Raw genomic sequence first — 20,535 nt, 5'->3', positions numbered from 1 at the left:
TAATCATCTAGTCGACATAACCCTAAATTATATCTAGTTATCATCATTGAATTTTATCAAGCAAAGGTTTAGCCATTTTATCTTCTAGTCCCACGACAGAACCATCTATATATGCACTAGAATCAATAGAAGTAGTATCTATTTTTTCTTGAAATAAATATGTTTTAAATGGACTTTCTTTTAAAACATAAGAAAAAATAAAATATTTATTGTTATCAAGATTGTTGATATAAATTTCATATTCGTAACGCTGACCTTTTGGATAATATTTCATATTAGTTTTTTTTATTTTCTCTTTAGGAATACCTTGTTGGATTGCATAAGAAAACATTCCATCTTCTAACTTTGTTTCGTATGCTTTCTTTCTAATAAAATAAAAAGTAATAGAAAAGAATATGATACATAAAAATACTACCAAAATTTTAAGTTTCTTTTTATCCATATAAATACCGCCTTTTTAAAGTTTACTAATTTTATCATAGTTATATTAACAATTAGTAAACCATATTAAATTTAACATTTAACATGATATAGAATTTTTTCTAGTCCCCTTTTTAATTGGGATACATGGAACATCCGTATGAAATAGTGCGGTATAAAAACGATACAAATAAGGGGGGGCGTTGTAAAATTTGGGTGCACTTAAAATTAACACTTCTTAGCTCAATACACGATATGTTATCGTTATTTATAAACTATATAGTGTATCTAAGGAGAGGAATATGATAGATATACAAGATAATGATCTGATTGATAACTGTTACTGAAGCCAGTCAAAGATGAGGATGCGATTCTGGGTATGTGAGATAAATGAAGAAAAAGTATCCTAAGATAATACCTGAAGGAGAAATTAGATTATTTAGAAATTCGCTATAAATTTTACTTTAAATATATGTGGAGATCAAATAAAGAAAAAAGGTTATATGCGTGTATAAAACACGCATATAACCTTTTTCTTTTATGTGTTTAAAAAACTTTCGCGTACTTATTTTTTGATCTATATAGATCAAAAAAATGACCTAAACACTTTTATATTTAGAAAAATGTATTAAATGGCTCATTCTGTTGAACTGTAAAGATCATGATGGTATTGTTGAATCAAGAAATAGAAAACGATTTCAATAAAAGGGGTGTTCAATGATGGAAATTAAAGAGATGATTGATCCCAAGTTAATTTTATTTGATGAACGAATTAATACTAAAGAAGAGTTATTTGATCAAGCAGCAAGATTATTTAATTCTGTCGGGATCGTAGAAAATATCAAAAAGTATAAAAAGGATTTATTTATTAGGGAAAACCAAACCTCCACAGGGATTGAAGACAGTTTAGGAATTCCACATGCCAAAAGTCAAGCGGTCACAAGACCAGCGATAGCTTTTATCAAATCTGGACCTATTTCAGATTACAAAGCTATGGATGGAACAACAGTCGAATATTCGTTTTTGATTGCGGCTCCAACTAAAGGTTCGGATGAACATTTAATGATTTTAAGCAGTTTAGCAAGACTCCTCATGCATGAGGAGTTTCGAAATAAATTAAAAGAGGCAGTAACCCCAAAAGATATTATAGATATTATAAAAACAAACTACTAGGAGAAGAGGGAATATTATGAAAATTGTAGGTATTTCTGCTTGCCCCACAGGAATTGCACATACGTATATGGCTGCGGAAAAATTGGAAAAGACGGCTAAGGAAATGGGGCATTTTGTTAAAATCGAAACACAAGGTGTAAAGATTGAAAATATATTGACCGCAGATGAAATCGAAGAGGCTGATGTTGTTATCTTAGCAGTGGATAAGAAAGTTGGTACTAATCGTTTTATAGGGAAGAAAGTAAAACAAGTGTCGACAGCTAGAGCAATTAGAGAACCAAAAAAAGTTATTCAAGAAGCATTGGATGGAGAAGATGTTAAAGTTATTTCGCAAAAATTCTCTAAGCCAAATAGTTCAGAAAAAAAATCTGGTATATATAATCATTTTATGAATGGTGTTAACTACATGTTACCTTTAGTGATTGCTGGAGGGATATTAATTGCCTTTAGTTTTGCATTTGGAATCAATGCAGCAGATCCTACCGACCCTACTTATAATCAGTTTGCAGAAGTATTAAGTATAGTTGGAGGTGGAACAGCATTTGCATTAATGGTTCCAGCATTATCCGCAGGTATTGCTACCTCCATTGCTGGTCGACCAGGTTTTGCCGCAGGTTTGGTAGCAGGTACAATGGCTGCAAGTGGTGGGTCTGGGTTTTTAGGGGGAATGATTGGAGGGTTACTGGCTGGATATGCAACTCATTTTTTAGCGAATAAGGTAACGATTATTAAATCCTTCGCGTCATTATATCAACTGATTGTGGTGCCCTTAGTATCAGTAGCATTGACTGGTTTTGCAATGTTTTATTTAATTGATAAACCCATTTCCCTGATTCTTGATGGCCTAACTAGTTGGTTAAATGGGTTAGGTTCTACTAGTGGCGTGTTATTTGGTTTGTTAATAGGAGTTATGATGGCAAGTGATATGGGCGGGCCAATAAATAAAGCTATTTCTACTTTTAGTATCGGGCTTATGTCAGCTGGTGTAAATGCCCCAATTGCAGCTTGTATGGCAGCTGGGATGACACCACCGCTTGGAATCGCACTAGCTTCTCTTTTGTTTAAACGTAAATTTACACAAGAAGAGCGTACTTCCGCTCAGTCTTGTTGGGTTCTTGGCTTATCCTATATTACTGAAGGAGCTATTCCTTTTGCAGTAGCTGATCCAATTCGTGTAATACCTAGCTTGATGGCAGGATCTGCAACAGCTGCAGCAATATCAATGGGAGCGGGTGTTACTTCTCTGGCTCCACATGGAGGTATATGGATTCTTCCAATACCTAATGTATTAAATAAACCGTTAATGTATGTTGTGGCCATAGGATGTGGGATGCTCGTCACAGCAATGATGTTAGGATTTTTAAAAAAACCGGTATCTGAAGAAAATGGGATATCAACAACAAGTGAGACAGATCTACTATAAAAATTGTGGGGGAAGTGTCCTTGCAATAGATTATTATTGTTGCAAGGACTCTTTAAAGATAAAAAATTAAATGGAAAGAGGGAAATAATATGTTATATACAATGAAAGATTTGCTTGCAGTAGCTAAGGAAAATAAATTTGCTATTCCAGCATTTAATATTTGCAGTTTTGATATGTTAAAAGCAATTATGGAAGAAGCTGAAGAGCAAAATGCGCCTGTGATTTTAGAAATTCACCCAAATGAAATTAGTTATCTAGGTGATAATTTTATTGCAACTATTCAAGAATATGCAATAAGAAGTAGTGTACCAGTAGTCATCCATCTTGACCATGGTGGGACACTTTATGATGTCATGCGTGCTATTCGTAACGGTTATACTTCTGTTATGATCGATGCCTCATTAGAAGATTATGAAGATAATAAAAAAATCACCCAGAAGGTTGTTGAGTTAGCACACGAAGTTGGAGTAAGTGTTGAAGCGGAAATTGGAACAATAGGAAATAACGGTTCCGCTGAAGGCGGTACTTCTCAAATCATTTATACAGATGTTGATCAAGCAGCAGATTTTGTGAATACTACCGGAATAGACACACTAGCGATTGCGATCGGTACAGCACACGGGTTATATCCGAAGGATGTTACGCCAAAATTAAATATTGAGTTATTAAAAGAATTGAACAAACGGATTGATATTCCATTTGTGTTACATGGTGGATCTGGAAATCCTGATGATGAAGTCCATGAATCTATAAATCATGGAGTTTGTAAAGTGAATTTAAGTTCAGACTTGAAATCAGTTTTCTTTAATTCATTAAGAAAAGTGCTAAAAGAATATCCGGATATGTATGAGCCAAATGAAGTCTATATCCGGCCCATCGAAGATGTAAAATCTGTTGTTCGTCATAAACTGACTCTGTTGAAAACGGTTGACAAAGCGAGCTTCTACCAGTGATAATGAAAAAAATGAATTGTGACAGTAATTCGTTACACTAACTATCATTGAGAGATTATTTTTAATAACGGTGATCGTTGGTCATATTGAAGAATAGTTGTATATTAATAGATTATTGTTTTTCTTTATTTATTGTCGCTTTTTTTTCAAAAGGAGTTTTGTCATGGCAACAGCAAAAGATGATCGAAAAAAGAAAATCATGGTATATCTGAACAAAAACAAATTTGCTTCTTTAGGGGAATTGGTTGAATTTGTACATTATAGTAGTGCTACTGTCAAAAGAGATTTAATTGAACTAGAGAACGAGGAACAAATCAGACGTACCAGAGGGGGAGCAATATTAATTGATGCTGAAAAAGTTGACGCTGTCTATCTTACAAAAGTGGAAAATTATGTAAACGATGAAGAAAAGCGATCGATTGCTGAAAAAACCATAACATATATAGAAGATTATATGACTATTTTCATTGATAGTTCTAGTACAGCACTCCACCTAATTCCTTATCTAAACAGATTTCATGGTCTACGGGTAGTAACAAATAGCGTTTTAACAGCAACACTTCTCTCCGAACACACAAATGTTGAAGTGACCGTTATTGGGGGAACGGTCACTAAAAAAAAATTTACAGTAAATTCAGTTACAGCAATAAACCAGTTAAACATCTATCAATTTGATCTTGCATTATTGTCTTGTAGGGGATTTGATGAAGACAAAGGAGCAAGCGAAATTTCTGAAGGAGAAGCAATTTTAAAACAATGCTTAAAGGAGTGTACAGATAAAATAATATTAATGGTATTACAATCAAAAAAAAATAAAGTTTATTTTTATAAGAGTTTGTTGCCAGATAATATATATAGAGTTATTGAGAATTTGTGAGTTGATTAGAATAAACTACGTTCATTGCGACAGTATAAAATGGATGTAGTTTATTTTATTTTTCATTGTGCATCCATATACGGATTTAAATATCATTGAAAACTTTTAAATTCACATGATAAAGTGATATTATTAAACTGTTATTGTTATATGTATGATATTTACGGCTGAATTATCGAAAATCTCATACGAAATAGAGAGAATTAGAGATAGCAAATTAAATTCAATATCAAAGGAAAAATAGTAGGAAAGGGTGATTTTCAATGGAAGAATCAGTTTTTTTTAACAGAGGCAATGCTGTAGCACATAATGTGGATTTAAAAGTTATTTATGAAGAAGTTCAGCTAGCTAAGGATAAAAATGGTGAAAAGAAACAATATGTAATCGTCAAGAAAACAGAAGGTTTTGAATATATTTTATATGACAAGAATAGTTTTGAAACAATAGAGAATAAATCAGATTATGAAATAATAGAGTATGTCTAATTATCTGAGATTTTAGTCGATTTATTTATTGATTCTAAGAATCCAATTGTTATTAGATCTACTAACTCGAATTGCTGTGGGGTATATTGATGCCTGAAATTCAAAATCTGTACGATATTGCATTCAAAAAGAACTTTTGGTTATATATAGGATAATACAGATAATTCAGTTGGTTTAAGTATGACCGAATTAAAATTATTTGAGGATTTCTAATTCCAGCTTATTTTTTCACTAAATTTAATGGAAGTGTCCCTTATATGACAGCAAGATCCTATTATCTTTATCTTGCTAAAAAATCCTTGAGTATTAGCTCGCTATAGGAACGAATTTTTTTATTCAAAAAAATGTAGTTTATAGGAGCATTTTTAAGGTAAGGTTCACCCATTGAGACGTATCATTGGTTGAATGCAGTATTCTACCTGCTACGGATAGAAATTTTTTAGGAAGGGAGAAAGCATGTGCAAGAAAAACAAGTAGGCTATACTTTCTGGGGTCGTCCATTATATGGCTTAGAACGAAGAACGGCTGTATCAATTGATTGTGCTTGTGGTGAATTGATTCAACTCAATATTCAAACGAAACAATATCATTGTAAAAATTGTGGTAATTGTTACCAATTTATTGATCAAGACTTCCAACTATTAAACGAAAAAAATAAATAGGTTTATTATAGTCAGACAGTTGTCTGGCTATTTTTTTGTTTAGAGAAGATCCTCGCTGCGAATGCAAACGTACGTTTACGATATGTGAAGTGGGGGAGAAAAACATGCTTGATTACTCAAAAGAGCTAGTCAATGGTTCTACCAAAAAGCTCTTCATATCGTTAAAATATGATTGTTCAGGTCATATTGATAACGAAAGGAAGGGATAAGAAATGGCTAATAAAGCCAATAGTTTAGCCTATACAAAATAGCTATGTAAATACCACATTGTATACACACTAAAGTATAGAAGAAAAATCATAGATAATTAATATCGAGCAAGTATTCAAGAGATTATTAAATGGTTACGTAAATATAAGAGGGAGGAAATATTAGAATGACATGTGGTGCCAGATGACGTTCATCTGTTATGGAGGATTCCACTGATAAAACGTGACTTTCCACGAGTTAAACAGTTTCTTTGGAAAGAAATCTTTTGGTCTAAAAGTGTTTGCCTTTTGATAACTGTTGTCGCACCTATCAATGTCATCAAGAAGTATATTCAAAGTCAGGGAAATAATCTCAAATAGAGAGTAGGTGAATCTTATGGACCGACTAAAAGCTTATGAAGAAACTAAGAATGATTCCTCTAAAAAAAATGAGTATTCCAACGCCTGTAAAATACAAGCAAGATTTTCCGTTCTTGAAAGAAGTGGATAGTCTCGCTTTAGCGAATGCACAACTCAATCTAGATAAGGTGTACAAGAATTTCTTTCGTGATAAATCCGTCGGATTTTCCCATTTCAAAAGCAAGAAAAATCCGGTTCAAAGTTACACAACCAACAATCATAATGGGACAATCGCTTTGGTTGAGAATCAATTCGTCAAACTTCCTAAGTTGAAATCGTTAGTTAAAATTACGCTTCATAGATAACCTAAAGGTTTGATCAAATCTGCTATAATATCACGTTATTCTAGTGGTAAATACTATATTTCTCTGTTGTGTAAAGAAGAAATTAGTGAACTGCCTAAAGCTAATTTTGATATTGATTTAGGTATTACAGATTTCGCAATTCTTTCTGACAGTCAAAAAATTGATAATAATAAATTTACTTCTAAGATGGAGAAAAAACTAAAACGTGAACAACGTAAGTTGTCAAGGTGTGCGTTGTTAGCTAAAAAGAAAGGCATAGAACTTTGTGAAGCTAAGAATTATCAAAAGCAAAAACGAAAAATAGCATGCTTGCATGAAAAAGTAATGAACCAACATACTGATTTTCTGAATAAGTTGAGTACAGAAATGATCAAAAATCACGATATCATTTGTATTGAAGACTTAAATACAAAAGGTATGTTGCGTAATCATAAACTAGCGAAAAGTATTTCGGATGTTTCTTGGTCTAGTTTTGTGACTAAATTACACTACAAAGCTGAATGGTACGGTCGGAAAATCATCAAAGTGGATAAGTGGTTTCCATCTAGTCAAATCTGTTCGTAATGCGGACATAAAGACGGCAAGAAATCTCTCGAAATGCGAGAATGGACTGCCCTATTTGTCATACTCATCATGAACGAGATATCAACGCTAGTATCAATATTCTGACCGAAGGTCTAAGGCTACATTCTGTGGGAATGGCTTAGATCAAATAAACAAGAACCGTAGGAACTACGGGGGTAGCTTGGTCAATAAGTGACACCGCTGTTAGTAACGAAATAAGCTATCAAGTATGCTCTTTTCCCAAGAACCTCCCACTTCAAGCGTTAAGAACCGTCATGTTTAGCTAAGTGGTGAGTAGTTCACTAAAAAAACATATGTAATTAGGAATAAAAAAAACTGGAACAGAACTTATTTTGCTCTGTCCTAGTTAAAATTTTTATTCCTAGAAAAATTTGTATAAATCTCATATTATTTCCCATAAATAATTGAAATAACAAAGTTTATGAAATAGAGATCTTACTTTAATTGGAACATTTTTTTTAATCCCTTAACAACAAATGTCACAATGATTGCAGTTGTTAAGATGATTAACCATGTTGAAGCTTGAATAGGAGTAGTACCTAGTAAATCGTTCATAAAAGGTACGTACACGGCAATTAATTGAAGACCAATAGATATAAGTATTGCAAAAATCAATATTTTATTTTTAAAAAATGATTTATCCAACCCAAAACCACTATTTTTACGAACATTAAATATATGCATTAGTTGTGCAACGGCCATAAAAGTAAATGTTGCTGTTTGTGCATACTCAAGAGTGTGATTAGTGTGTAATAGAATATTAAAAAATCCAAATGCAACTATTCCGATAACGATCCCACTTAATATAATACGTCCTAGGAATTTTTTATTCACCAAACTATCAAATCTGCTTCTTGGTTGTCGTTTCATTATGTCGTCTTCAGCTGGTTCAAAAGCTAAAGCCATTGCTGGACCAATATCAATGACTAGATTTAGAAATAAAACATGAAGGGGAAGAATTGGCATTGGTAATAAAAAAATAACACTTAAAAATATTGTTATAATTTCTACCATGTTACACGAGAAAAGGAATGAAACATATTTTTTTATATTATCAAAAATAATACGACCCTCTTTGATAGCATCGATAATTGTACCGAATCGATCATCTGTCAAAATCATATCTGAAGCTTCCTTAGCAACTTCAGTTCCACGAACTCCCATAGCAATTCCAATATCAGCACCATTTAAAGCTGGTGCATCATTAACTCCGTCGCCAGTCATAGAAACAATATTTCCTGCTTCTTTTAGAGCCTTTACTAATTGTAGTTTGTTTTCTGGAGATACACGAGCAAAAACTGCAGTATCTGCTATGTGCTCTTTGAGTTTCCCGTCTTTGTAAAATCGGTCGATTTCTATACCTGTCATAGTATTAGCATAACCGTTTAATCCTATTTCACGCGCTATCATCGATGCAGTTTGAGGATGATCGCCCGTAATCATTTTGACTTGAATACCTGCTTCTTGAGCTATCTTGATTGATTCTTTAACATCTTTCCGTGGTGGATCAACAATTCCAAAAAAGCCTTGTATCTTAAGGCCATTAAAAGAGTGTATCAACTCATCTTCTGTTAATCCACCTGTATAGTCTTTAATCTGTGCCACAGCCATTACTCTCTGCCCACTTGACGCCAATTCGTGATTGATATGAAAGAATTTTTCTTTTTCTTGTTTCTCAGGGTGAGCAAGCTCGATTAAGACATCTGGTGCTCCCTTTATGATAAGAGTCCTCTTTGCATCTTTTTCGTAAACACTAATCATAAATTTGTTGTCTGAATTGAAAGGTAATTCTCCAATTTTCACAGTGCCTTTTTCTAGTAAATTTTGTCGACTAATTCCTTCTTTTTGACCCAAAACCACAAATGCACCATCAGTTGGATCTCCTAGAATTTCGAAATGTCCATTATCTTCTTTTAAAGTCGATGTAGTACATAATGCTCCATTTAGAATAATTTCAGCTAAATCGGGATGATCATTCACACTAATAATTTTGCCATTTTCCATAAAACTGCCACTGGGTTCATAACCATTACCAGTAACTGTATACTTTTCACCGCTGCTTAAAGTAATTGCAGTCACAGTCATTTGGTTTTCAGTTAATGTACCTGTTTTATCACTAGCGATAATACTAGTAGCACCTAATGTCTCTACAGCAGAAAGGCTTTTAACCAATGCCTTATGCTCAGCCATGATTTTCATCCCACGTGACAAAGTGATTGTTGAAACTGCCGGCATAGCTTCAGGAATAGCTGCTACAGCTAAAATGATTGCAATATGTGCCATTTCAATAAATTGTTGATCTGTTAGTATTCCTGCAATCAAAACAGCAAAAGCCGCAACTAATGCTGCAATAATAATTGCCTTACCTAATTTATCTAACTCAACATCTAATGGTGTTTTACTGTTTTTATCACCAGTCAACATATTACTAATCTTACCAACTTCTGTCTGCATACCTGTTTCAGTAACGATAGCATATCCATTCCCACGGGTAACTGCTGTTCCAGCAAAAATGACATTATATCGATCACCGAGTGGAGTTTCTTCCGTATATATATCTTCTGCATTTTTGTCAGTTGACTCTGCTTCTCCTGTAAGCGCAGATTCTATACAAGCAAGATTCTTACTTTCAATCAAACGGGCATCTGCAACTACTGCATCCCCCTCTTCTAAAAATAAAATATCTCCTGGAACAACCGTAGAAGATTCTACTTCCATAAGGTGTCCATTACGAATAACCTTAGCAGTTGTAAAAATCATTTTTTGCAAAGAATCAATTGATTTTTGAGCGCGTAATTCAGTAATGAAACCAGTAGCTACAGCAATTAATACAGCAATTAATACAGCAATTCCTTCTGTAATTTCTCCCATTGTAAAAGAGAGTACTGCCGCAGCAAATAATAAATAAACAATCAAATTATTCAAATTATGCCACAATAACTTCCATGCCGATGGTGATTTTTGTTGCCGTATTGAATTTTCTCCATATTTCTCTAAATTCTCTTTTACTTTTTCGTCGGTAAGTCCTTGTTTTTGATTTGTTTTAAAGAACTTTGATGTTTCCTTTATTGTTCGTTGATAAAATTTTTCCATATCATTCCTCCTATAATTCCCAGGTAGCTATACTCATAGCTTAGAAACCATATAATCATTTTCAGTTATTTTAATCTGGTTGTTACATTGTATTCTTCGAGTAAGCAGTGAGGTTAAGAAACTTCAATTTTTTTCAATAATTAATTATCCGAATAGAATCCTTCCTGAAATTTCTGTAAACGCAAAGCACATTTATTTACTAACTTAAGGTTACTCTAACACAAAACTATGATGATTCTTAGAAGATAGAGAAATTTATCTGATATTTTGCTTAGCATTTACTTTCGGCATATTCAGAGAAGAAACATTGATGTAGTGATACTAAGGTCCTTGTTTCATATAAAATATAAAGGTTTCTATATTTAAACTTTGAAATGACAATAATGATTTTTATTAAATGTACTATTCAGGTAAAGTAGTAGATGTATAATACACAATGATCAGTGCTCCAATTATTCGATTCCATTTATCAAAATCCATGAATTATGAGCCACTCCATAAAGAGGAGGAGGGGAATGAAAAGAAAAATTTGGATTGTCACTGTCTGTTTATGGGGGGCCTGATCCTAGGAATGCGGCTATGCGTCATCGGTTCAATCTACAGAGACGGAGGGAACGATTCGGTTTACGGTACTCCATGAACCAGAAGAAATACCGAGTCCACCACCATCCAATCCATCTGATAGCCGAGAAATGCCTCAAACCAATACGGCATGCCAATGACACTGGCTTCGGATAGGAGCGCTATTCGTTACCCTAGCAGCCATCGTCGGTGTCAGAAGAAACACCCAGAATACAAAAAATAGAAAACAAAAGAAGAAATTATACATGAAATTTCTTCTTTTAAAAACTGTTACTGCATTATCTACTACCATTTTAGCTGGAGGCGTTCAAGCTTTTGCTGATGGGGGAATCGGAATAAACAAGCGAAGTCCATCAGATGACAACCGAGGATCAAATCACATTCACCCCAGGAGAAGATAAGAATGAAAAAGATTAGTTTAGTAGTAGGTTTAGCAACAATAGGTGTATTGGGATTAGGACAATCAGTGCATGCGGAAGAAACCACAGCTTCTGTATTAGTTAAATCTGGAGGGATTAAAATCTCTGACACTAAAAATATTAATTTCAATGATGTAACCGTAAAAAAAGGTGGAACAACAGCGACAGAAAAAGATAAATCAAGTATTACCATTGAAGACTTACATGGTTCAAGTAGTAAAGGGTGGACATTAACAGCTAAATTAAAGGATGAAAACTTTAAAGGAATGGGATTAAATGTTACAACAAAGATTGAATCAAATGCCACAGTAGCTAAACCTGGATCAGCTGCTTATTTAAATTCTCAGCCACAGATGATTGCAACAGTTGCAGATGCTGACATTAAGAAAACAGACTTTGATACAAATGTTAGTCTGAATGCTAAGTTAACAGTTCCAGAAAAACAATTAGCTACTACTTATACAACGACTATCGTATGGAATTTGGCTGAAGGGTCAGGAACCAAATAAAGTATAAATCATAAAGGGCCTCCATAACAGGAGGCTTTTTATTACAGAGGAGAAAATGATGAGAATATTAATAAAGAAATTTGCATTAGTCCTTATGTTTGTTTTCTCAACTTTCAGTTTTGAACAACTAGCATTAGCTGATAGCAATGATTTCTCTGTTGTACCTGTATTAACAGAAAATCAGAATCCTGATGTTCTAAGCTATTTTGAATTAACTGTCACACCAAATCAAAAACAAACGCTCAAAATAAGAATTAAGAATAACTCTAATGAAAGTGTGAAATACAACCTATATGTAAATACAGCAACTACCAATCAAAAAGGAATTATCGATTACTCTATCACTGATTTTGAAAAAGATGAGTCATTGAAACTATCTTTATAAGATTGTTTAACATTAAAGGAACAATATGTTGACGTTCCTGCAAATAGTGAAAAAGAAGTTTCTCTTAAACTATCTATTCCATAAATCCCATTTGAAGGCATAGCTCTAGGCGGGATTACTGTAGAACCCACTACAGAAGAGGGATCTGAAGGGGTAAACAATGTATTTACACGAACATTAGCAATTCAGCTTGCGGAAACAGCTAAAGACATTGTTCCAAAATTAGAAGGAGGAGAAGTAATAATCTCTCAAGAAAACTTGAGAAATAATGTTAATTTTGAATTAAGAAACATTACACCAACCATCATCTCAAACGTAAAATCAGAAATATCTATAAAAAACGAGGAGAAGAAAACTCCTATTCTTGAACAAACAAAAGATCAATTGAGTTTTGCTCCCAATTCTAAATTTAATCTTATGACAGAGTGGAATAAGCAATTTAATCCTGGAAAATATACTTATAATATTAATCTAACTGATGGAAAAGGAAATAAATGGTCATTTGCGAAAAACTTTAAAATTAAAGCAGAAGTAGCCGAGAAATTGAATAAGTCCTCTGTTTATAAAAAAGAAAAATTCATTGAAAAGTATTTTATGTATATCGTTACTATACTGACTATTCTATTTATTGTGCTTCTATGGTTGATTGTAAGTAGATTTTTTAAAAAAAGTAAATAGATTTATTCGACTCTTGAGAGTATTGTATTTTATGTAATGGTTATGGTGAAAGACTTCGATTGATTATTTTTTGTTCTGAATTGTTTTTGTTAAACTAAGTTCTGAATCAAGCAAAAATACTACGGAAATTTAGAAAGTTACGGTATCCATAAGCGACTCGTTAGATGTTTTTTTATTACAGTAGTAATTTTTACAGTTAAGTCATTGTATAATTGTCTCTACTCATATCTATTCTATAAATATATTATTGATAATTATGAGTTTTTTATTAGATAACTTATTGGAGGAATTATATGACTAGAAAAATTTACGGCTATGCTCGGGTTTCAACTAAACAACAAGATCTTTCGCGGCAATTAGATTTATTAGAAACTTATCACTGTGAAAAAATCTATACTGAAAAAATTAGTGGTGTCCGTGCAAGTCGTCCTGAACTAAATAAACTAAAAAAACGTGTAAAGTCCGGTGATCAAATAGTCATTGAGAGCTTCTCACGGTTTGGACGTAGCACAAAAGATTTAATTAACCTTGTTTATTTTTTTGAGAAAAAAGAAGTTAAAATAATCAGTATAAAAGAAAATTTTGATACTCAAACTCCCCAGGGGAAATTAATGATCACTGTTTTCCAAGCTTTTAGTCAATTTGAACGAGATATTATTGTTGAAAGGACCCTTGAAGGATTAAACTCTGCACGAGCAAGAGGTAAGGTTGGTGGACGGCCAAAAGTAAATCAAGAGGTTCTTCAAGAATCACTCTCATTACATCTTATAAAAGGATTATCTGTCTCAGAAGTTTGTAAAAAAACTGGGATTAAACAATCAACTTTTTATCGCTATTTAAAACAAGAGAGGAATCTTTCTTAATAGAGTTAATGCTCATGGCAAGTATCTATTTAGTGACCAAATAAATATATCACTTTATTTTTAAAAATATTTCTGGTATAGTATAATATAAGTGAAATCAATATATAATAGCTATTGGATTGATTTTATTTCTCAAAAATCTTCGTTTTTAGTAATTTTAATTTGTTATTTATATATAAATAACAAAACCTAATTTAATCACTTTTTCAAGACATCTGATGCGATCGGATGTCTTTTTTTGTCGTCTCCTAAAAAACGAAGATTTTTGAGATATCTAACAAAAGTTATAGGGGGAGGGATATGAAACACAAAAAACGATACATTCTAAGTATAGGGATCTTACTCATTCAAGTGTATGCACCACTAGGTGTTTATGGGACAGAAGTACGTTCGGTGGAAACTGAAGGAACAATTGGTTTCACTGGGGTATATGAAACACCTGGACTGCCAGAGCCCGCACCCGAAGTTGAGGTAAAAACAATTTTTCCCAAAGAAATCGCTCAATCACCATTAGAAGTGAGAAAGAGTAGGCACAAAAGATTACCGCAAACGAATGAGAATCATATGAATATTTTGAAAATGTTGGGGCTTCTGATCACCGTAGTCACACTTAGCTTTTGGTTTTGGAAAAAACAAAAAGAAAAAATAAACAAAGAAAGTAGGATTTAAATATATGAAATTCGTTAGATTAGCAACCATTGCAGCATTATCAACTACTATTTTCGCCGTAGGAGCGGCTTCTGTGTTTGCCGACGAGACTCGTCAAGTGACGACCAACGGAAATATCGAATTTACACCTAGTACAGACGAACCAGAAATCGTTGTTCCACCAGTAGAAGAACCGGATGTAGAGATTGAACCAGAAGTTCCTGGAACCACGGGTCCTTTGTCAATTGTAAAGGCTGCGACAATGAATTTTGGTTCACAAGTGATTTCAAATCAAGATCAAACGTACAATATTATTGCAGAAAGACAACAGAAGACCGGAACGACTGGTGATGAGAATAAAGTTCCTTATGTCAGTTTTGCACAAGTTTCTGATACTAGAGGAAGCAATGCAGGTTGGGATTTGAAAGTCAGTCTAAGTGACTTTCAAGCGGAAAATACGCAAAATGCTATCTTGCGAGGAGCCAAAGTTACTTTAAAGGATCCACAAATTCAATACACGGGGAATAATCAAGAGTTAGCTCCAGCTGCACATGCAAATAATTTGGAATTGGTGCCTAATAGTGGTGCTGTTTCAGTTATGACCGCTGAATCAAACAAAGGAGCGGGACGCTCATCTGTTGTTTGGGGAAATCAAGCAGACTTAGATGCCCAAGTTGAGGCAAATGCAAGTGCGCCTGTGACAAACAATGCCATTCAATTATCTGTACCTGGCGCGTCAGCCAAAGACGCGACCACTTATACCTCAACATTGACATGGGAATTAACGACTACACCAGGTAGCGATGTAGGAGCCTAATAGATTTATGTATCTAATGATGGATTAGGGCGTAAGTCGCACATGACTAAAGTAGCGTTACATAATGTGTAGCGCTGCTTTTTTGAATGAAACATCGAAGGAGTGTGTTTGATGATAAAAAGTACGACATATCAAATAAAGAGGAGGTTTCAATGGGGGGGGCTATTACTTATTATGTTATCGTTTTTGTACTCTCCAATTCTTGTTTCTGCAGAAGAAAATTTAAGTTTTTATGTCACACCAGAGTTTCCAGACAGTCAAGTAGAAGGAAGTGGCCGTTACTTCGACCTTAACAGTGAACCTGGAAGTACAGAGGAATTGACACTGAAAATTCAAAATGCCAATGATCAAGCAAAGACGATTGAAATCACGGCTCATACGGCATTTACTAATGTCCAAGGAGTGGTGGAATATGGTAAAGATGCCGAAAAGGCAGACCCAACATTACCCTATTCTTTAGCAGACTTAATTGAACCCCCGACGCCTATTGAATTGGCCGGAAACGAAACGAAGACTGTCAAAGTAACGCTAAATATGCCTAAAGAAGCATTTTCAGGATTTTTAGCGGGTGGCTTAAGAATCGCAGAGGTGAGCGAAGAGCCACAGGAAACAGAAACAAGTGGAGAAGGTGTGGCGATTAAAAATGAATTTGCCTATGTCGTAGGAGTGGTGGCAAGTAATGACCGCTCTGCCGTAAAGCCTGATTTAGATTTATTGGATGTCTTTGCCGATCAACTCAACTATCGCAATGTGATCAGTGCGAACTTACAGAACTTTACACCTACCTTTGTCAATCACTTAGAAGTAGAAGCAACGGTGCAAAAAGAGGGGGAGAACGATATTCTCTATCGAGCCAAGCAAGAACAGATGCAAATGGCACCTAATTCTAATTTCAACTTTCCAATCTCTTTAGAAGGTGATCGCTTTCGAAGTGGCGAGTATCTGTTGAAAATGATGGCACGTTCAGGAGAAGAGGAATGGCAATGGGAACGGCAATTTACTATTGAAGCAGATGAAGCCCGAGCATTGAATCAGCAAGATGTCACGATTGATACGAGTATCAATTGGTGGCTCGTTGCCGCGGTCATCCTGATTCTTTTCTTGTTGTTGATTATTGTTTGGTTACTTATTAAGAAGCAAAGAGCTAAAAATAAGGAGGACCAGCGAGATGAAAATTAAAAAGGTCTTGGTCATGGCAAGTGTTAGTCTTCTTTGTTTTCCTTCGCTCTTTTTCCCAGTGATTTCAACGAGTATTCCTGTGTCTGCCATTGAGAATTCTGTGGAACTATCGAGAGAATCAGAATTGATAAATCCACTGACCAGTACAACAGAAACAAAGGCGCCTATTTTTTCATTCGAAGAAAATCAAGAGCCACCTATAGCAAATAAACAGTTTCAATTAGTCGTACGTTCCAGTCAAAATGTTTCCGAGTTTGTGTTGAATCTCCCAGAGGGAGTCAGTATCGTAGAAGACAAGCAATCTGCTGATAGTAAGTTCAATAATATAGAAGGAAACCAGTGGCAAGTACGGACGAATTCTCCACAAATGACCTTTTCCATTCCACTAGTTGTAGAAAAAGCAGGAGCATATGAGATAGCTGTCGGAGAATCAAAAATAACGCTTAACATTCAAGCAGAGGAGAGCCAAGAAACAAGTGAACAAGGAGTCACTTCCTCGGAAGAAAAAGAAATAGCGAAGACCGAAGAATCAACAGTCGAAGAAGAAGCGAGTGTATCAAGTGATGAAAAATCATCACCCACAGATACTTCGCAAAATGATCCAGAACAAGTAACAGAAAGCGCTCGGTCAACAAAAGAAGCAAGTGTCCAAGATGTGGCGAATTGGGAAGAGTTCATCCGTGCATTTGTAGATCCGTCAATAACAACGATTAATGTTATTTCTGATTTACAAACACCAGATAATCCTCGACTCAATCTAACGGATATTACGACAGGTGGAACGAATAACCCTAATGGTGGAACAGCATTTGTTTATCTTAATGTAGCTAATATCTCTAGAAATCTAACGGTCGAAGGAAATGGCCATCAAATTGATTTTCGCGCAATCACTTTATGTTTTAACAATATTACGGCTAATTCTTCAACTCCTTGGAATATCGCGTTAAAAGATTTAGAGATATACCACGGAAACTATTATGGACCGTTGACTTTCAATGATTTGAACGTTACGAATCAAACTGCTAGTCAGATCACTTACCATAATATTACGAACTACGGAAATCAACTGATTCATTCACCTTACAGTAGTATTAAAATCTCAGGTAAATCAAGTAGTAAACAAGTATCAGAGTATACTTCCTCTTTTGGTACGTGGCGCATCAATGCACTAGATCAAACGAATATCTATGCTTCAAATTTAACGATAGTTGAAGATGCTGAGGTTGAATTAGAAACAATTAGCGCAGGTAATTTAGATTTAGGAGGAGTAGTACACCCCAATAACAACTTTAGAATGGAAAAAAATTCATCTTTAAATGCTGTATCAAAAGGAAATGCTGGCGAAGCTGATGGAACAAGTTTACTCGTTCGAAGAGGCAGTGTTGAAATAGATGAGGGTGCAAAGCTGAACTTAGTGCCACAAAATCTAAGATCAGCAATTTCTTTACGTACTGTGAACTCATCGCTCAGAATAAAAGAAAAAGGTGTTCTTACCATCGATTCTAAAGGAACAAAGGCGAATGCCAATGGGGCTCTATATAATATTATTTGGATGGCGGCAGGAAGCAATCTACTAGTAGAAAGTGGGAGTATATTGAATATTGTTGCCACTGAAATGGCTGCCTCACCATCAAATATTGTACATGTTAATGGGAATGCGACGGTATCCATCGGCAAAGATGCTACCTTGAATATAAAAAGTGACAGTACTTCAAACGCTCAAAATTTGATGTACTTCGCTTCTGCGGGTTCAACCTTTGAATTTTCTGATGCTCAAGAAGTCAATCTAGAACGAACTGGAACGATCGCCGGAACGTCGACCGCCAACGGATTGATTAATATCGCAGGAAGCACCGGGTTATTAGATATCGATGTCCAATCACTGAAACAATGGGCAAGAGGGAATTTTGAAGCGACACCCGATCATTCATGGACTCCGATCTTTAATTTGAATCTACGCTATACAGGAGTAGTTCCTCGTATTGAGACTGTTTCTTCGATTTCACAAGAAACGGCAGATAGTTTTAAGCAATATTTCACTACGCAAAATGTCCAACGGATTTTATTTGAAAAAATTCCAGATGTCGAAGTCACAATTGATCCGTTAACAGAAGATCCGAATGAATTGAATTCTCATACGATTACTGGAAAGGCGAATCCTAATAGTGTGATCCGCTTCTCAGGCGATCCAGCGATTCCTTCAGGCTCTATTACTTCACCTGATATTTCTGAAAGTGAAAAGTATCATACAACGGCAGATGAGAATGGAGATTATCGCTATGAATTACCGGAAGATCGACGGTTTACTGCTGGGAATACCGTGACAGCCTATGCTTTTTTAAATGGAAAAAATGATACTGCTAGTACAATTGTAGAGGAAAAAATTGTGGTGGCACCAGTGGACCCATTAGATCCTGAAACGGAAATTGCCCCAGAGAATAAGCCTGAAATACCAGAAGATCAAGGACGTTTGAGTCTAGATTTTGTGTCTCAATTTAACTTTGATACGCAAAAAATATCTGTTAGTGATCAAACGTATTATGCACAACCGCAACGATTATTAAATGAAGATGGAACAGTGAATGAAAGCGAGGAAAGACCAAACTTTGTGCAGATCAGTGATCGTCGTGCCGGCAATGAACGCAGTGGTTGGCAGTTATCAGTTACTCAAAATGAACAATTCCGTAATGAAAGCGGACATGAATTAATTGGCTCTGAAATACAGTTATTCAATCAAGAATTAGTGACTGCACAAGGTGGAATGGCGCCTACGTTACAAGAAGAAACTACTCAAAGAATCATACCAAATACAAAAAAAATCTTGTTACAAGCAGATGAAGAATCTGGGACGGGAACATGGATCTATCGTTTAGGGAATCAACAAACGGCAAATAAAAGTGTCGGTCTCTATGTACCGAGAGGAACGAATCCAGAAGCAACTAGTTATTCGACAACGCTGACATGGGAATTAAGTGCAGTTCCTGGTAATTAAAGGAAAGAGAATCGTTCTCTTTCCTTTCTTTGTATAGGAGTAAATTCAGGGAAACTCGTTTTAGTTTTTTTAGAAGGATCAAGTTTGAACTTACATAAATTATTAATATATATAATTTTTACTTAGTAGGATAATTCATATTTAATGAATGAAATTTTGAGTAAGATACGATTATGCTCTAAAAAGAACACTTTATGAAAAAAATAGTTTATCCTTTTATATTCATATTATAATTTTCTTAAAGGAAGGAAATAAAGAAAATAGTGTAAATAGGTTAAAAGAAAAACATATCATTTAAACTGCTGGAATTTCTACTCGATAAAGATAAGATGATGTAAAAAAGTTGATAGAAAGTGATTAAATAATAGAAAGGAATTTCTCAAACATGAATTATTTAAAAGATTATCGTTTATGGTTATGTCTTGTAGGAATCGTTGGGTTAGGATTTTTATCAAGTATTTTTAGTGGCAACCCAGGAGACTATTACTATTCTTTACAATTACCACCATTTGCACCGCCTAGCTGGATATTCGGACCGATGTGGACCCTCCTATATATTATGATGGGGGGCGCGTTGTATTTAATAATAAATCTGCCTTCTACAAAAATGAAAGGCAAATTATTAATCTTATTTACGATTCAGTTTGTTTGTAATTTTTTATGGACGATACTATTCTTTAATTTAAAGAATAGTTTTATTGCAGCTATTGATATCAGTTTACTTTTAATTTTCTTAACGATTTTACTCTATCAATTGTGGGTGAATAGGCGTAACGCCGTGCTATTGATGATTCCCTACTATCTATGGGTAATATTTGCTACTATATTAAATTATTCAATTTATTTTTTGAATTAATTCGCAATAATTCACGTGGAATA

The 20,535-nt window shown here is 34.5% G+C and carries 17 protein-coding genes and 3 pseudogenes; 18 read left to right on the top strand and 2 right to left on the bottom strand.

Annotated elements, in window-relative coordinates; all coding sequences use genetic code 11:
• Positions 1-43: 43 nt before the first annotated feature.
• Positions 44-442: a hypothetical protein gene (locus I2F89_RS12770; protein ID WP_195514466.1), complete on the bottom strand. Its 399-nt coding sequence runs from the start codon at positions 440-442 to the stop codon at positions 44-46.
• A 698-nt stretch (positions 443-1,140) separates the two neighbouring features.
• On the opposite strand from I2F89_RS12770, the gene I2F89_RS12765 reads away from it, so the two are divergent.
• From I2F89_RS12765 to I2F89_RS15675, 9 genes and pseudogenes are all read left to right on the top strand, one after another.
• Positions 1,141-1,593: a PTS sugar transporter subunit IIA gene (locus I2F89_RS12765; RefSeq protein ID WP_195514465.1), complete on the top strand. Its 453-nt coding sequence runs from the start codon at positions 1,141-1,143 to the stop codon at positions 1,591-1,593.
• A gap of 16 nt (positions 1,594-1,609) precedes the next feature.
• Entirely contained in the window at positions 1,610-3,016 is a 1,407-nt protein-coding gene (locus I2F89_RS12760) for a PTS fructose transporter subunit IIC (RefSeq protein ID WP_195514464.1), read from the top strand.
• Between the two features lie 89 nt (positions 3,017-3,105).
• Positions 3,106-3,969 (top strand): ketose-bisphosphate aldolase, encoded by an 864-nt coding sequence (locus tag I2F89_RS12755; RefSeq protein WP_195514463.1) that lies wholly within the window; start codon positions 3,106-3,108, stop codon positions 3,967-3,969.
• Positions 3,970-4,132: 163 nt separating this feature from the next.
• Positions 4,133-4,846, top strand: a complete 714-nt coding sequence (locus I2F89_RS12750; protein WP_195514462.1) for a DeoR/GlpR family DNA-binding transcription regulator — start codon at positions 4,133-4,135, stop codon at positions 4,844-4,846.
• A gap of 263 nt (positions 4,847-5,109) precedes the next feature.
• Entirely contained in the window at positions 5,110-5,331 is a 222-nt protein-coding gene (locus I2F89_RS12745; protein WP_071868022.1) for a hypothetical protein, read from the top strand.
• Between the two features lie 458 nt (positions 5,332-5,789).
• A complete protein-coding gene (locus I2F89_RS12740; protein WP_071868023.1) occupies positions 5,790-5,993 on the top strand; it encodes a DNA helicase UvrA in 204 nt (67 codons plus the stop codon).
• A 266-nt stretch (positions 5,994-6,259) separates the two neighbouring features.
• Positions 6,260-6,370, top strand: a pseudogene (locus I2F89_RS15805) (IS200/IS605 family transposase); the annotation flags it as partial.
• 45 nt (positions 6,371-6,415) lie between these two features.
• Positions 6,416-6,562, top strand: a pseudogene (locus tag I2F89_RS15800) (transposase); the annotation flags it as partial.
• A gap of 10 nt (positions 6,563-6,572) precedes the next feature.
• Positions 6,573-7,613, top strand: a pseudogene (locus I2F89_RS15675) (RNA-guided endonuclease TnpB family protein); the annotation flags it as partial.
• 313 nt (positions 7,614-7,926) lie between these two features.
• Here the strand turns inward: I2F89_RS15675 and I2F89_RS12725 are convergent.
• A complete protein-coding gene (locus I2F89_RS12725) occupies positions 7,927-10,584 on the bottom strand; it encodes a cation-translocating P-type ATPase (RefSeq protein WP_195514461.1) in 2,658 nt (885 codons plus the stop codon).
• A gap of 985 nt (positions 10,585-11,569) precedes the next feature.
• Here I2F89_RS12725 and I2F89_RS12720 point away from each other — a divergent pair.
• The 9 genes from I2F89_RS12720 to I2F89_RS12680 all read left to right on the top strand — a co-directional run bounded on the left by I2F89_RS12720 (position 11,570) and on the right by I2F89_RS12680 (position 20,512).
• Positions 11,570-12,094 (top strand): hypothetical protein, encoded by a 525-nt coding sequence (locus I2F89_RS12720; protein ID WP_195514460.1) that lies wholly within the window; start codon positions 11,570-11,572, stop codon positions 12,092-12,094.
• A 58-nt stretch (positions 12,095-12,152) separates the two neighbouring features.
• A complete protein-coding gene (locus I2F89_RS12715; RefSeq protein WP_195514459.1) occupies positions 12,153-12,479 on the top strand; it encodes a WxL protein peptidoglycan domain-containing protein in 327 nt (108 codons plus the stop codon).
• A gap of 84 nt (positions 12,480-12,563) precedes the next feature.
• Positions 12,564-13,157 carry a DUF3324 domain-containing protein gene (locus tag I2F89_RS12710; protein WP_081367478.1) on the top strand — a complete coding sequence of 198 codons (594 nt, stop codon included), beginning with the start codon at positions 12,564-12,566 and terminating at the stop codon, positions 13,155-13,157.
• A 293-nt stretch (positions 13,158-13,450) separates the two neighbouring features.
• Positions 13,451-14,020, top strand: coding sequence for a recombinase family protein (locus tag I2F89_RS12705; RefSeq protein WP_086335701.1), 570 nt, complete (start codon positions 13,451-13,453; stop codon positions 14,018-14,020).
• A 300-nt stretch (positions 14,021-14,320) separates the two neighbouring features.
• On the top strand, positions 14,321-14,689 hold the full coding sequence (locus I2F89_RS12700; protein ID WP_071867338.1) for an LPXTG cell wall anchor domain-containing protein: 369 nt from the start codon (positions 14,321-14,323) through the stop codon (positions 14,687-14,689).
• A gap of 4 nt (positions 14,690-14,693) precedes the next feature.
• Complete coding sequence (locus tag I2F89_RS12695) at positions 14,694-15,485, top strand: WxL domain-containing protein (RefSeq protein WP_195514458.1); 792 nt, start codon at positions 14,694-14,696, stop codon at positions 15,483-15,485.
• Positions 15,486-15,596: 111 nt separating this feature from the next.
• Positions 15,597-16,664, top strand: coding sequence for a DUF916 and DUF3324 domain-containing protein (locus I2F89_RS12690; protein WP_195514457.1), 1,068 nt, complete (start codon positions 15,597-15,599; stop codon positions 16,662-16,664).
• Positions 16,654-19,656, top strand: a complete 3,003-nt coding sequence (locus I2F89_RS12685) for a WxL domain-containing protein (protein ID WP_195514456.1) — start codon at positions 16,654-16,656, stop codon at positions 19,654-19,656. The genes I2F89_RS12690 and I2F89_RS12685 overlap by 11 nt, the downstream gene beginning before the upstream one ends.
• 385 nt (positions 19,657-20,041) lie before the next feature.
• Positions 20,042-20,512 carry a TspO/MBR family protein gene (locus I2F89_RS12680; protein ID WP_071867342.1) on the top strand — a complete coding sequence of 157 codons (471 nt, stop codon included), beginning with the start codon at positions 20,042-20,044 and terminating at the stop codon, positions 20,510-20,512.
• The last annotated feature ends 23 nt before the right edge of the window (positions 20,513-20,535 follow it).

Source organism: Enterococcus sp. 1001283B150225_161107_E12, assembly GCF_015556925.1.
Classification (GTDB): Bacteria; Bacillota; Bacilli; order Lactobacillales; family Enterococcaceae; genus Enterococcus_B; species Enterococcus_B mundtii.
Note: the sequence above shows the minus strand (reverse complement) of the source record. Positions and strands in the feature narration are given on the sequence as shown.